Source organism: Salinispora goodfellowii (assembly GCF_059570675.1).
Genome location: NZ_JCANTD010000021.1, coordinates 1 through 13324, shown reverse-complemented (window position 1 = coordinate 13324; position 13324 = coordinate 1). Strand labels below are relative to the sequence as shown.

The 13324-nt window shown below is 66.7% G+C and carries 13 protein-coding genes and 1 pseudogene; 11 read left to right on the top strand and 3 right to left on the bottom strand.

What is annotated here, in order from left to right; genetic code table 11:
• Nucleotides 1-369: 369 nt before the first annotated feature.
• The 9 genes and pseudogenes from T398_RS18360 to T398_RS18320 form a co-directional block, all read left to right on the top strand.
• Nucleotides 370-696, top strand: a complete 327-nt coding sequence (locus T398_RS18360) for a hypothetical protein (protein WP_496448522.1) — start codon at nucleotides 370-372, stop codon at nucleotides 694-696.
• A 106-nt stretch (nucleotides 697-802) separates the two neighbouring features.
• Nucleotides 803-1183 (top strand): 2OG-Fe(II) oxygenase, encoded by a 381-nt coding sequence (locus tag T398_RS18355; protein WP_496448520.1) that lies wholly within the window; start codon nucleotides 803-805, stop codon nucleotides 1181-1183.
• A gap of 74 nt (nucleotides 1184-1257) precedes the next feature.
• Nucleotides 1258-3534 carry a thioester reductase domain-containing protein gene (locus tag T398_RS18350; RefSeq protein WP_496448519.1) on the top strand — a complete coding sequence of 759 codons (2277 nt, stop codon included), beginning with the start codon at nucleotides 1258-1260 and terminating at the stop codon, nucleotides 3532-3534.
• Nucleotides 3527-4282 carry an SDR family oxidoreductase gene (locus T398_RS18345; RefSeq protein ID WP_496448517.1) on the top strand — a complete coding sequence of 252 codons (756 nt, stop codon included), beginning with the start codon at nucleotides 3527-3529 and terminating at the stop codon, nucleotides 4280-4282. The genes T398_RS18350 and T398_RS18345 overlap by 8 nt, the downstream gene beginning before the upstream one ends.
• 41 nt (nucleotides 4283-4323) lie before the next feature.
• A complete protein-coding gene (locus T398_RS18340) occupies nucleotides 4324-5097 on the top strand; it encodes an SDR family NAD(P)-dependent oxidoreductase (protein ID WP_496448515.1) in 774 nt (257 codons plus the stop codon).
• Nucleotides 5098-5144: 47 nt separating this feature from the next.
• Nucleotides 5145-6416 carry an ATP-grasp domain-containing protein gene (locus T398_RS18335; RefSeq protein ID WP_496448513.1) on the top strand — a complete coding sequence of 424 codons (1272 nt, stop codon included), beginning with the start codon at nucleotides 5145-5147 and terminating at the stop codon, nucleotides 6414-6416.
• Nucleotides 6413-7690 (top strand): ATP-grasp domain-containing protein, encoded by a 1278-nt coding sequence (locus T398_RS18330; protein WP_496448512.1) that lies wholly within the window; start codon nucleotides 6413-6415, stop codon nucleotides 7688-7690. Before T398_RS18335 ends, T398_RS18330 begins: the two co-directional genes overlap by 4 nt.
• 25 nt (nucleotides 7691-7715) lie before the next feature.
• The gene (locus T398_RS18325; RefSeq protein WP_496448510.1) at nucleotides 7716-8420 is read left to right on the top strand and encodes an aspartyl/asparaginyl beta-hydroxylase domain-containing protein; all 705 of its coding nucleotides are present in this window, start codon (nucleotides 7716-7718) and stop codon (nucleotides 8418-8420) included.
• Between the two features lie 488 nt (nucleotides 8421-8908).
• Nucleotides 8909-9073: pseudogene (locus T398_RS18320) on the top strand (replication initiator); the annotation flags it as partial.
• Between the two features lie 404 nt (nucleotides 9074-9477).
• Here T398_RS18320 and T398_RS18315 read toward each other — a convergent pair.
• Entirely contained in the window at nucleotides 9478-9822 is a 345-nt protein-coding gene (locus tag T398_RS18315) for a hypothetical protein (RefSeq protein WP_496448508.1), read from the bottom strand.
• Between the two features lie 147 nt (nucleotides 9823-9969).
• Here T398_RS18315 and T398_RS18310 point away from each other — a divergent pair, with 147 nt between their 5' ends.
• Nucleotides 9970-11391 carry a helix-turn-helix domain-containing protein gene (locus T398_RS18310; protein ID WP_496448507.1) on the top strand — a complete coding sequence of 474 codons (1422 nt, stop codon included), beginning with the start codon at nucleotides 9970-9972 and terminating at the stop codon, nucleotides 11389-11391.
• 3 nt (nucleotides 11392-11394) lie between these two features.
• Here the strand turns inward: T398_RS18310 and T398_RS18305 are convergent, their stop codons facing one another.
• Nucleotides 11395-11961 carry an NUDIX hydrolase gene (locus T398_RS18305; protein WP_496448505.1) on the bottom strand — a complete coding sequence of 189 codons (567 nt, stop codon included), beginning with the start codon at nucleotides 11959-11961 and terminating at the stop codon, nucleotides 11395-11397.
• A 205-nt stretch (nucleotides 11962-12166) separates the two neighbouring features.
• Between T398_RS18305 and T398_RS18300 the strand changes: the two genes are divergently transcribed.
• Entirely contained in the window at nucleotides 12167-12727 is a 561-nt protein-coding gene (locus T398_RS18300; RefSeq protein WP_496448626.1) for an SMI1/KNR4 family protein, read from the top strand.
• A 310-nt stretch (nucleotides 12728-13037) separates the two neighbouring features.
• Here the strand turns inward: T398_RS18300 and T398_RS18295 are convergent.
• Nucleotides 13038-13324: transposase family protein (locus T398_RS18295; RefSeq protein WP_496448503.1), on the bottom strand; the 287-nt coding region annotated here is incomplete at its 5' end.

The window sequence follows — 13324 nt, the reverse complement described above, 5'->3', positions numbered from 1 at the left end:
TTGGTCGAGCCCCCGTGACGTGCATATATTGATGGTGGCAAAAAAACTGCGAATGGACCGTCAGCTTGTCGCGCGCCAAACTGTAATCGATCGCCGGGATGTTTGGGGGGCAGCTCCGCTTCAACCTAGCCGCAGTCCTTCATGAACGTAAGCTACTCGCCAGTAGGCAGTGGGTCACCCAACATTTGATGGCAAAGGCGTTGACGGGCGTTGGTGTGCTGGGTACGTTCATGTCGTCCGGGCAGCACCTCGAAGCCGTGCTAAGCCCGGAAGTGTGAGCCTCACGGGGGCCTCGCCGATCAGTGACCGATTATTCGGCTGTGTTGCGGCAGCCGGATTTCCACATTTTCATGCGAGGATGGATCTTACATGACTGCTGCCACCACACCGGTAGTGCGCACCTTCACCAACGTCATTGCTTCCGAACTGACCACCGAAACGCTGCAACAGCTTGCGGAGCGCCAGATCGGCGCGATCCACGTACGCGGCTACTACCCTACCGCTGTCGCCGCCACGGTCGCTCAGAAGGCAATCAATCACCCATCTCTTGGGCATTACCACAAACAGCACACCAGTAGTGTCGGGCGTGTCTACGTGCCACACATCGACACCAAATGGGATGCGGAGCTGACCAAGAAATATCACGACGCCGCACTCCCGGCTATTGCCGACGTCCGGCAGATGTTTCACCCCTAGCTTTCCCCGGTCGACCGCATTCGGCTGGAACTGCAGGAACTGTGGCCCTCTGGTGCCAACCTGCTGCGACTGCGCAAGCGGGCCTGCTTCGTCGGCGCTTTCCGGGGTGTTCCAGCCGAGCACGTCGGAGTTTTACCCGCACAACGATGCCATTGACCAGGAGACCGACGCTCCGGAGATCCAAGGCGTGCTCAACCAGTTGGTGGCCAACATTTACCTGCAGGTTCCTGAAGAGGGCGGCAATCTGCAGCTGTGGCTCCGGGAGCCCACTCCGGAGGAGAAGGAAATTATTCTCGATGTGGAGGGCCTCGACCCCGCGACGGTCGAGCCGCCGGTTCACGAGATTCACCCGGCTGCCGGTGACCTGATCATCTTCAGCCCCCGAATGCTCCATGCCGTGACTCCCGGGCACGGTGAACACCGGGTGGGTGCCGCCGCGTTCATCGCGTCCAAGGGCAGGGACGAGCCGCTCGTCTACTGGAGCTGATGTCTTCCACCGGCGGCCTCTGGCCGCCGGTCATCCTCAGCCGCCTGACTCAACCCTCCCAAAGGACTACGGCAATGTTCCCGGCGCTGATTCGTGCGCACGCACAATCCGACCCGGACCGCCCCGCCGTCGTCGCCGGCGCACAACGCTTGTCCTACGCGGAGCTGGACTACAAGGTGTCCCAGCTCCGTCGGCGTCTGCGCGGCGAAGGCATCGGTCAAGGGCATCTGGTCGGTATCCATCTTGATCGGACGGCCGCGATCGTCGTGGCGATGCTAGCTGTGCTCGCCGTCGACGCCGTCTCCTGGCGCATCATAGTGGACGATCTCAGCCGCTGTTACGAAGAACGGCGACTCGGCCGGCAACCGGCCCGTCCACACCAGCCCTCCGACTTCGGGGCATGGGCGGCGCATCTCCGCGAGCATGCCGGGCAGATGCGGGCGGACCTCGACCACTGGGCTGGTCTGGGCGACTTGCCTCTGCCTCCGGCCCGGTCTCGCGAGGACAACCTCGAAGCACACGCGCAGGCGGTGTGGTTCGGGTTCTCTCGGCGGGAGACGGCTGCGTTGGCGATCTCCACCAGTCCTAACGAGGCGCTGCTCGCCGCGTTCGCTCAGGCGTACCGCGAGGTGTACGGTCTGGACGACCTGGTCGTCGACGTGGAGAGCCACGGCCGCACGACGTTCGACGAGTCCGTCGACGTCTCCCGCGTGGTGGGTTGGTTCACCTCCACCTACCCGGTCCGGCTGCGGGTGGCAGCCGGCGATGTCGCGGCGACCGTCGAGGCCACCTCCGCGGCGCTGAGGGACGTACCTCATCTCGGCATCGCGTACGGTCTCCATGAAGAGCCTCGCCGGGCGGAGATCTGTTACAACTACCTCGGATCTCTCGCGTTGCCCTCCTCGGGTGAGTTACGCCCTACCGTCTCCCCGTATGCCGTGGGGCCGGTACGCGGTGCGGACAACGACCGAATCTATCCGCTTAAGCTGAGCGCCCGGGTCCACGAGGGTCAGCTCATCGCCGACCTGTCGTTCACCGCCGGCCGACACGATCCGGAGCAGGTACGGGCAATTTGCCGGGCGACCCGGACGCATCTGCTGAGCACCTGCGGGATCATCGCGGGCCCGGCACAACTTGTCATGGAGCATGGTTCCAGCACGGGTGTGCTCCTGCAGGTGCCCACCGAGCTCCGCGAGCTGACTTCGGTAGCGTCCCACTCCACGCGCCGCTACGGCTCTGTCCTACTCACCGGGGCCACCGGGTTCATCGGCGTGTACCTGCTCCACCTGCTGCTGACCCGAACCACCAGCCGAGTGCACTGCCTGGTCCGTGCCCACGCTGGCGCCTCGGGCACCGAACGGCTACGCGAGGCGTATGCCTGGCACCTGCCGGGGGAAAGCCTGGACCGGTATGCCGGCCGGCTGGTCGTGCACACCGCCGACCTCGCCGATCCGGGCCTGGGCCTCGACGAGCGGACGTACGACGCGCTCGCTCGGGAGACCGAGGCTGTCTACCACCTCGCCGCTGACACCCGCCTCTTCGGTGACCGTGAGTCATTCACCAGGCAGAACACCGCAGCGGTGCATGCGATGGTTCAGTTCGCCACGACCGGCCGGGCCAAGGATCTGCATCACGTCTCTACGCTGGCGGTCAGCGGGAGGGGGCCGGAGGGCCCACCGGTCGTATTCTCCGAGGACAGCCTCGACGTCGGTCAAAAGTTCCTCAACGACTACGAACGCAGCAAGTACGAGGCGGAACGAGTTGTCCACGACTTCGTGGCACGTGGCGGCCGGGGGTTTATCTACCGTTCTGGGAACGTGAGTGGACATTCCCGTACGGGCCGGTTCCAGCGCAACGCCGGCTCCAGTCGCCTGGTCCAGCTGCTTCGTGGCTGTGCGTACCTCGGACGGGTGCCGAGCCTCGACGGGGAGACGCTCACGTTCAGCCCGGTGGACGTGGTGGCTGAAGGAATTCTGGCGATTTCCCGCAACGTCGGGATCGACGGTGGAACCTTCCACGTCGAAAGCCCGCACCCCGTGTCCTACCAGGACCTGTTCGAAGCCATGCGGGCGGGCGGGTGCGAGCTGCACGAAGACCCGTCGCCGACCTTCGCAGCACTGTTCGGCCGACATGTGGTGGATGGCGACGAGCAGACCGCCTTGGCGTACTTCTGGGCCCAGCGCCCGGAACGCAACGTCCGGTACGAGCACTCTCGGACACTGCACACGCTGTCGCGGCTCGGCGTGACGTTCCCGCCGCCGACTCCTGACTGGCTGTACGGGTACGTGACCGGGCTTATCGACGAGGGAGAGATACCTGTGGTGAAGCAGGCGGGGGCGGGGCGTGACTGAGCGACGAGTAGCGGTCGTTACCGGCGCATCGTCGGGCATCGGACGAGCGATTGCCGCGCATTTCGCTCAGCGCGGCCTGCGGGTGGTGGCGGCCGGACGCAACAGCAAGCACCTGGAGCAGCTCGCGACTGAGATGTCTCGGCAGCCCGGCGAGGTCCGTCCGGTGAGGGGTGACGTCACCGACCCGGCACATCCTCGGCAGTTGCTGGACAGCGCCGAGCAGTGGGAACCGGCGAGCATCTTCGTGGTGTCGGCCGGCAACGGTCTACCGGGCACCGTGTTGGGTTCCGACCCCAGCCGGTGGGAAGACCTACTCAAGGTCAACTATCTCGCGGTGCTACGCCAGCTGCGCGCCGCGGGTCGGTACTTCGTGGCACAGGCCGAGCGAGACGGCGGCCGTCAGGTACGCGACATCGTCGTCATCGGCTCCACGGTCGGCCGTCAGGTCTCCGCGAGCAATCCGGTCTACGGATCGTCGAAGTTCGCCGTGCACTCGCTCGTCGAGGCGCTCCGCCAGGAGGTCTGCGCGTACAACGTCCGGGTGACTCTGGTCGAACCGGGTTTCGTGCAGTCCGGCTTCCAGGAGGCAGCTGGGTATGACATGGCCTGGTTCGAGGGGATCATCCGGGAGAACGGGCCTCTGCTGACGCCCGAGGACGTAGCGGAGACGGTCGGCTTCGTGATCGATCGCCCCATCCACGTCCACCTCGACGATGTCCGCCTTCGCCCTACCCGCCAGCGTGTATGAGTACGGAACGACATCGTGAGCCGAGCGAAAGAGTTTCTTTGATGGATTCCGCAATCGAGCACCTGTTCTCGCTGAAGGGACGGCGGGCCGTCATCACCGGCGGCAGTTCGGGCATCGGCCGGGCGATCGCGGATGCGCTCTGCCGGGCCGGTGCGGACGTACTGGTGGTGGCTCGCCGGCCCGAGCAGCTGCGGGAGGTCACCGAGCAGCTGCGGAACGCCGGTGGCTCGGCCGACTGGCTTAGCGGGGACCTCGGCGACCGCGCCGGTACCCATCGTGTCGCCGACGAGATCCTCGCGCGGCACGGCTCTCCGGACATCCTCGTCCACTCCGCCGGCATAAACCTCAGGCCGCACCTGGACGAGCTGTCCGAGAACGACTGGGACCGCACCATGGCAGTCAACGTCGAGGCGCCGTTCTTGCTCGGGCAGCGTTTCGGACCGACGATGGCCGCCAAGGGTTGGGGCCGCATCATCCACGTCGCCTCCCAGCAGACTGTCCGCGCCTTCGGCAACAGCGGTGCTTACGGAGTCTCCAAAGCGGCCGTCGCCGCACTCACTCGATCCCAGGCTGAGGCATGGTCAGCGCGAGGGGTCCGCGTCAACGCCATCGCGCCGGGCTTCGTGCACACCCCGCTTACCGAGCCGGTCTTCCAGGATCCGGCACGAGTCGAAGCGATGGCCCGACGCACCATGATCGGCCGCAACGGTGAGCTGGCCGACTTCACGGGCATCGCCGTCTTCCTGGCGAGTGACGCCTGCGCCTTTCTGACCGGTCAGACGATCTTCCTCGACGGCGGCTTCTCGTCAACCTGATCCGGAGCTGCTGCCGTCAGCCGAACGTTCGTGGACTGGAGGGTCCGATGTCACATCCCAGGCCGGTAGTCGTCCTGGTCGACGCCTACACCTCGGGCAAGTACATGTTGCCAGAGTTCACCGCGCTCGGAGCGGACGTCGTGCATGTCCAAAGCACGAGCGAGTTCATGTCGTCGATGCCCGAACCGGACCTGAGCGGGTACGCGGCCCTGATCGTTCACGAGGACCTGACCAAGACGGTGGAGCAGTTGCAGGCGTACGCACCCGTGCGAGTACTGGCCGGTCAGGAACCGGGGGTGCTGCTGGCCGACGCGCTCTCCCGGGAACTGGGGCTGCCGCTGAACGACCCCGGCCGCTCCGAGGCGCGCCGGGACAAGTACGAGATGATCGAGGCTTTGCGGGACGCCGGGTTGCACTGCGCCGAACAGATCAGCAGCGGCGACGTTCACGACGTCGTCGACTGGCTGCGGCGGGGGCGGGGCCTTCCGGTGGTGGTGAAGCCCCGGCGTTCCGCGGCCGGCGATAGCGTGTTCATCTGTACCACCGAGGCGCAGATGCAGGCTGCGGTAGAGGCGGTCCTCGGTTCGGAGACCATCTACGGCGAAGCCAACCCGCACGTGCTGGTCCAGTCGTTTCTGCCGGGCACCGAATACGTGGTGGACATGGTCACGCACGAAGGACAGCGCTATGTCTGCGGCGTCTGGGAGTACCGCAAGCGACTGCTGCCGTCTGGCCGCAACATCTATGACCGGGAACGTCTCCTCGATCCCGACGAGGCGCCCGTACCCGAATTGACGGCTTATGTGGACCGTGCACTGGAGGTACTGGGCGTCCGCTTCGGCCCGACGCACGCCGAGGTCATCGTGACTCCGGAAGGCCCGGCGCTGGTCGAGGTCGGCTGCCGGATCGCCGGCAACATGCACCCCGGCTTCCACGATCGCTGCGCCGGTGCCAACCAGGCCACGTTGTCGGCCCTCGAGGTGCTGCGACCCCGAGACTTCCTCGATTCCTACGCCGGGCGCCACTATGACAAAAGGTATGAGGCGGTCTGTTGCACCACCTCCACGACGCTCGACGGCGTCGTCGACCGTATCGACGAGCGGGTCGTCACGGAGATCGCGGCCCTCGACAGCGTCTATCGGTTCGACGTCAAGATCGAACCCGGCGGACGGATCCGGCCCACCGTCGACCTCTACTCGAGTACCATGCGAATCTTCATGGGTGCGCCCACCATTCGCGACATCGATCGGGACTATCGGCGCATCGAGCAGCTCAAAGACCAGGTCTACCGGCTACGGGCCGAGGTGGATGCGCGATGAACCTTGTGGTCGTCGCCGTCGTCCCGGCCTCCGCGATCCGGCCAGCGGACATCGCCAGAGCCTGCACCGCATGCGGGTGCACCCCGGTCTTCGTCACCTGGACGAGTTCGATGGATCCGGCGGAGCGGCAGGAGTACGCCGAGTTCGGCCCGGTGCTGCTGTGCGACGTCAACCGGCCGGCCGAGGCGATTTCCCGGCTGCGCGCTCACAGTCCGACCGCCATCCTCACCTTCAGCGAGGCGATGATCCCCACCACGGCCATCCTGGCCGAATGCCTGGGACTGCCGTATCACGACCGGGACGTCGTCCGGGCGTTGACCGACAAATGGGTGCAGAGGCAACGGCTGGCCGAACACGGGGTCGAAAGGATGTGGTCGGCTCTGGTGACCAGCCGCGAGGAGGCATCGGCGATCCTGGCTGATCGGCCCGGCCCGGTCGTTGTCAAACCGAAACGGAGCCAGAGCAGCAGCGATACCTATCTCGTGGGTACACCCGAGTTGCCTGATGCGGTGCAGCCGAGCATAGAGCGACCCTTCGTGTTCGAGGAGTTCCTGTCCGGCAGGAGCTCCGGGGACTTCGGTGATTACGTGTCCGTGGAGTCCCTCGTCGTCGACGGAGAACCGGTCACGCTCGGCGTCACAGGGAAGTTCCCGCTGCTGTCCCCGTTCCGTGAACAGGGCCAGTTCCTACCGGCCCACCTGCCGGAGGAAGAGATCGCCGAGGTCTCCCGCGTGGCGTCCGCGGCGGTGCGTGCACTCGGCGTACAGCGAGGCATCACCCACACCGAGCTGAAGCTGACGCCAGACGGACCGAAAATCATCGAGGTTAACGGCCGGATCGGCGGGTTCCTCGGTGACCTTTATCAGCGCGCGACCGGGCTGGACCTGCTCACCCTCGGCCTGGCCGCGAGCTGCGGCATGCCGATCGCACCGATCACCGCGCCGGAGATCGACGGCGTTCACTTCCAGTACTCGAACCTCCCTCCGATAAGTGGCGGGGCACTGCGCGACATCACCGGAGCGGCGCGGGTCCGGCAGGAGTCCGGGATCGTCGGCTACGCCGACCGGGTCGCACCGGGCGTGACCCTGACCCCTGGAGTGATGACCTTCTTCATGGATCTGCTGCGTGGTCATGCTCCCGACTACCGCTCGATGCTCATCGTCATCGACCGCTGCCTGGCCCACCTGCGGTTCGGGATCGAGCGGGCCGACGGCGTCCTCACGTACTGGCAGGCCGGTCGAGACGGCCTGCGCCCCGTCCCCGACGACCTGTGATCCCACCACCAGAGAGGTAGCGACGATGAAAGGTTCGGTCAGCGTCAACCACCCGAGGATCCGGGCCGCCACAAACTGGATGTTCCTGCGGGCCGCCGGCGGAGCGAAACGGCCGCGAATCTTGTCACAGAACCAGTACTTTCCCGAGGTCCGCGCGCTTGAGGACAAGTTCTCCGAGCTCAAGGCCGAGGTCGAGAAACTGCTCGCCAGCCGGGAGATTCCCCGGTACGGCACCTTCGATCCGGTTCGGGCCGCCCAGGTATCGCAAGACTGGAAGCTCTACTACGCGTACATGTTCGGGCAGTCGAACGAACTCGCCCGTACCGAGTGCCCCACACTCCTGACGTTCGCCGAGTCTACGCCGACCGTCGTCAACGCCTTCATCTCCATCCTCGAGCCGGGGGTCCCGCTGCCGCCGCACCGCGATCCGTACGCGGGCGTGCTCCGATACCACCTTGCGATCCGTGTGCCCACTGACAAGCCACCGCGTATCCGGCTGGAGGACGTGTACTACACCTGGCGCGAAGGCGAGGGTGTGGTGCTGGACGTCAACCACGAGCACGAGGTGATTAACGAGAGCGCCCAGGATCGCGTCATCGTCATCATCGACTTCCACCGTCCGCTCGGATTTTTCGCCCGCCGCCTCAACCGCTACATGCTCCGGCAGAAGCGGAAGTGGGCACCCCAGTTCGTCGAGGCGTCCCGATACGACGTCATGCACGCTGCCTGACCGATCGGTCGGGCCACCGCTCCAGCGCTGATGCCGGGTCGTCGAACAACGCATCTGGGTTGACCCCGGTGCGAGCGCTCTCCCGCCGCTTCTCGTCAGTCGACCTTTGGCGAGGCGTGCCCTGGCGGGAGCCGGGGCACGCCTGAAGCTCGTTCGTTGCTTGCCGGTGTGAGTCCGGTCAGGGTAGCTGCCAGGAGCCCTGATCTGGAGTGGCAACAACAAACCGTCGAGATTGCAGACGAACGAGTTAGGGCTAGGAACGAGGCGCAGTAACCGCAACCCCGCGACCGCCGTCAGCTCGCCGACGCGGCCGGCGTGCACTCCCTCACGCCGCGCGGTGCTCGCCGCGCGGCCCGGCCGGCTGCCGGCCCACCAACCCCACTGGGCAACTACCTGTCGTCATGCGGCGGCCCACCGGGCTACCCACCTCCGCGCCAGCCACCGGGCATCCTGCGTGACCGAAGTCGGAGCGCCAGCGGAGCGACGGGCACGCGCCCGGCTACGGCGGCCACTTCCTTACCAAGGCCCGCCGCTACTCGGTCACCTTCGGCCTGCTCCGCGACATCCGCGTCGCCTACCGCCGCACCGAGCACGCCGGCACCTCCGGCAGCAACGACACCGTCGGCGCGGTCACCGTCGGCACGCTGGCCTTCGCCGGCTGTACAAAGCATTAGAGGGCACATCCGTCGATCGGATGTGCCCTCTAACCTGGTCGGGGTGGCCGGATTCGAACCGACGACCTCTTCGTCCCGAACTCTCGGCGGGCCGGCCGGATCGGGTGTCATGCAAGGTCGTCTGGCCTGCTGGGGTCGCTTCGGGTCGGGTTCGGTGGGCTGGGTTGCTGTACTTCGCTGCTGTACTGCTCGTTGGCGATAAACCGCCCGAAGTGGGCGCGCATGCGTAGCCAGTGCTGGCGGTCGTCGCAGGGGTGGAGTCGGCCGCACCGGCACAGGCTCAGAGCCGATTCGGAGTGCTTGATCAGCAGGATATCCGCGTAGGCCACCTGTGCCTGGGCGTACTCTCGAAAGGCCGTCGAGGTGAAGATGACTCCCACCGGTCACCGCCCCGCCCTGGGGATGTGGCGGTGGCGGTGGCGCCAGAGGAGTTCGGCGACGGCGTCCACGGGGTCGATGTCCCCAGCCGCCAGACGCTGGCGGGTAACGGCGATCCAGGGCGGCGAGGCGGGGGTTGCTTCACCACAGGCGGTTCGCATCCCCTCCTGGGCGAGTTGGGCCAGCCGGCAGGGATTGCGTTGGTTCTCATGCCAGCAGCCGGCGACCACGCAGAAGCCGGCGCTGTCTGGCCGATGGGCCTCCCAGAGGGCGCGGGCCAGTCGCCACAGCAAGCGGCGCCGGCACTCTGCGGGCGGCTCAACGGGCGGATTGTCGACATCGAAGAACATGCGCCGACCATCCCGCCCGGCGACGGACCGCTCCATGGCCAGCGGTCATGTCACGGTGACATGGGACGGCTCGACCAGCACGAATCGCCGCTCTAGGCTTTCGGTCGTAACACCTTGAGTAGTCGGAACGCGACGCTGGGAGCTGCCGTGCTGCTCGATCCACTGCGAATACCGGAGGATGCGTGGTCGCACGGCGAGGTGCTGGCCGCCTTGGCCGCCCGCGACATCGGCGCGCTGTTCCGTTTGATCGCCAGTCTCACCGGGGCGAGTCAGAGCCAGATCGGGGCCGCCGTCGGGCTGGAACAGGGCTACGTCAGTCGGATCATGGCCGGCCGCAAGGTCACCTCAATCGACGTCCTGGAGCGGATCGCCGACGGCTGCCGGATGCCCAACCATGCGCGAATCCACATGGGGCTGGCACCCCGACAGGCCACATCGCCGGCCGTCCCCGGCCGGCTCACCCCCGATCGGCCCAGCGAACCGCCGGCCAACCGGACCTGGCAAGACGACGTACGCAGTGCCGCAGAGCTTTGGCGAGGTGACGTGAACCGTCGAGATGTACTCCGGCAGGTGGCCTTCCACTCCGCCGGCTACACCCTGCCCGCACTGCGCTGGTTCACCGCACCCGACCCGGCTCCGATCACCCAGCCCGGGCGCAACGCGGTCGGTCAACCGGAGATCGACACCATCCGCGCCATGACCGGCACATACCGCCAGTTGGACAACCAGTACGGCGGCGGACATGCCCGCGACACTGTCGCCCGCTACCTCCACCAGGAGGTGACCCCACTACTCACCGACGGCCGCTTCGACCACCCCACTGGCCAACAACTACTCAGCGCTGCCGCCGAACTGGCCCAACTCGCCGGCTGGCAGGCGTACGACACCGCCCAACACGGCATCGCCCAGCGGTACCTCACCCTCGCCCTGGACTTCGCCCACGCCGCCGCAGACGACGGCCTCGGCGCGGAGATCCTCGCCGCGATGAGCCACCAGGCCACCTACCTCGGCCACACCACCGCCGGCCTCGACCTCGCCCGCGCCGCCGGCCAGACCGCCCACCGCGCCGGACTTCCCGCCCTGACCGCCGAAGCCCACGTCATGCAAGCCCACGCCCTGGCCAAAGCCAACGACGAACGAGCCTGCGCCACCGCCCTGCACAAGGCAGAACAAGCCCTCGACCGAGCCGACCGCAGCACCGACCCGCAATGGCTCAGCTACTTCGACGAGGCATACCTGTCCGCCAAGTTCGGCCACTGCTTTCACGCCCTCGGCCGCAACACCCACGCCGAACGCTTCGCCGCCCGATCCCTACGCATGAACGATCGCTTCGTACGCGGCAAAGCCTTCAACCTCGCCCTACTCGCCAACATCCACGCCCACCAGGGGCAACCCGAACGAGCCTGCGCCATCGGCGCGCAAGCCCTGACCCTGACCACCCAACTCCGCTCCGCCAGAGCCGTCCGCTACCTCCGCGACCTGCAAACCCCACTCGCCCCGCACCGGCGACTACCCGCCGTCCGGCACTTCACCGGCCGCGTCAACGCCGCCCTCGGCCCGCGACGCTGACCATCACAGTTCCCCCCGGGCCTTACGCGCGACCAGCTCCAGCACCGCGATCACCGTGCCGGCACCGACGATCTCACCCTGGGACACCAGCTCGTACGCCTCGTCGAGCGGAATCCACGCGACCTGCTCCGCCTCGTTCACGTCCACGGGCGCACCGATGTACTCGGCCCGCTGGGCCAGGAACAGCAGGTTCTCGGCGTCGGCGGTCCCGACCCAGGGCTGGAAGGACAGCAACGGCTCGACCGCCTGGGGCCGCCAGCCGGTCTCCTCCTCAACCTCCCGCACCGCGCATTGCGCCGGGTGCTCGTCGTCGTCAACATAGCCGCCGGGCAGCTCCCACACCCACCGGTCGAACACGAACCGATGCCGCCGCATCAACAACAGGCGCTCCCGATCATCGAGCACGGCGACCATGGCCGACCGGGGAGCCCGGATCACGTACTGCTCGAAGCGAGCTCCATCCGGCAACTCGACCTCGGCGATACTCAACCGCGCCCGCCGGGTGTCATCCACGACCCGCTCGCCGTGGATGGTCCACCGGGTCAACTCCGTCGCCTGCTTCTCCACCACGCCAGTATCCGCACCGAACCCCACACCCTGCGCGGCAGGCGGCACCTACTGGCCGCACCATCCCGGTTCTGCCAAGCCGCCCGACCCCTCGCTTGTAAGTCCTGGGCGCTCCGTCCATGCGCGTCCGCGCACGTCTCTGACGTCGGGTACTGATCCACCACTTTCCGTCCTTGGCCCTCCCCGCCTGGCCCTGTTGCTGTCATCGTTGCTGTCGACAGCAGCAGGGCTACCGGCGCTCCTCGAACTGACGCCAACCGACTACCGTCGACCCGTGCTCGATCCCGCAACTGTCTTCGACGGATCCGGCCCGCTCGAGAACTCGCTCACCGACGAGATTCTGCGGGTGGTGGAAGCGCAGCTTGGGTACGAGCTACCCACGGCGTACGTCGACCTGGCCCGTCGGCACAACGGCGGCTCGTTCGCCCGGGACGCCCACCCTGCACCGAGCCGAACCTCCTGGGCTGAGGACCGCGTCGGCGTGTACACGCTGGCGGCGATCGGCCGAACTGCTCGGTTCAGCCTTTGCGGCGATTTCGGCAGCACGTTCTGGGTAGCGGAATGGGGCTACCCCGACATCGGCATCTACATCGCCGACTGCCCGTCGGCGGGTCACGACATGGTCGCCCTCGACTACCGCTCGCCTGGTGAGCCCGCCGTCGTACACGTCGACCAAGAGTGGAACTACCAGATCACGGTCCTCGCCCCCGACTTCGAGACCTTCGTGACGGGCCTGGTCGACGAATCCGAGTACGACGTCTACGACTGATCGCCAGTCCGCGACGGAACAGCGAGTCGGTCAGACGTTGAAGCGGAACTTAAACCGTCTCGCCCGCGACCTGCGGCAGCCTGGTCGACGCGCTGCTCACGCTCGCTCCTGGGCTCACGTCATTGACGGCTGGTTGCCGGTTTGACGCTGTCTTGCGCCCCGCGTGTGCCCCGGCGACTCCTTGACCTCCAGGCAACCAACACGGCCCCCTGAGCTGCTGTTTCATGGCCCTTGACCTGGGGACGCGGCCCGCCATCGCTCGTGCTTGTCCACTGAGCCTTTCCGCGTAACAGGTCGTGGCGGTGTGTGATCACGTGGTGCGGGCGTGGTCAATGTGCAGGAGGACCAGAGCGGCTGCGGTGATCTTTCCGATGTTCCATGGGCAGAGGCTGACGTTGCGCAGCGCTTTGAAGGTGGTCTTGAGCAGGGAGTTTCCACGTTCGGCGATGGCGCGGATGCCGTTGTGGGCGCGGTTGAACTGCTGCTGGACGTCGGTGCAGGCACCGTTCTTGGGCTTCTTGAACGCGACCGTGATCATGGTCGCTTCGCCTTCGTAGCCGAGGTCGCCGAGCACGCGCAGGTCGTCGCCGGTCCAGG

Coding starts and splice junctions, on each gene's coding strand:
- T398_RS18325 (WP_496448510.1), top strand. CDS start 7,716: ATGAAAGGTTCGGTCAGCGTCAACCACCCGAGGATCCGGGCCGCCACA.
- T398_RS18315 (WP_496448508.1), bottom strand. CDS start 9,822: ATGTTCTTCGATGTCGACAATCCGCCCGTTGAGCCGCCCGCAGAGTGC.
- T398_RS18330 (WP_496448512.1), top strand. CDS start 6,413: ATGAACCTTGTGGTCGTCGCCGTCGTCCCGGCCTCCGCGATCCGGCCA.
- T398_RS18360 (WP_496448522.1), top strand. CDS start 370: ATGACTGCTGCCACCACACCGGTAGTGCGCACCTTCACCAACGTCATT.
- T398_RS18335 (WP_496448513.1), top strand. CDS start 5,145: ATGTCACATCCCAGGCCGGTAGTCGTCCTGGTCGACGCCTACACCTCG.
- T398_RS18340 (WP_496448515.1), top strand. CDS start 4,324: ATGGATTCCGCAATCGAGCACCTGTTCTCGCTGAAGGGACGGCGGGCC.
- T398_RS18350 (WP_496448519.1), top strand. CDS start 1,258: ATGTTCCCGGCGCTGATTCGTGCGCACGCACAATCCGACCCGGACCGC.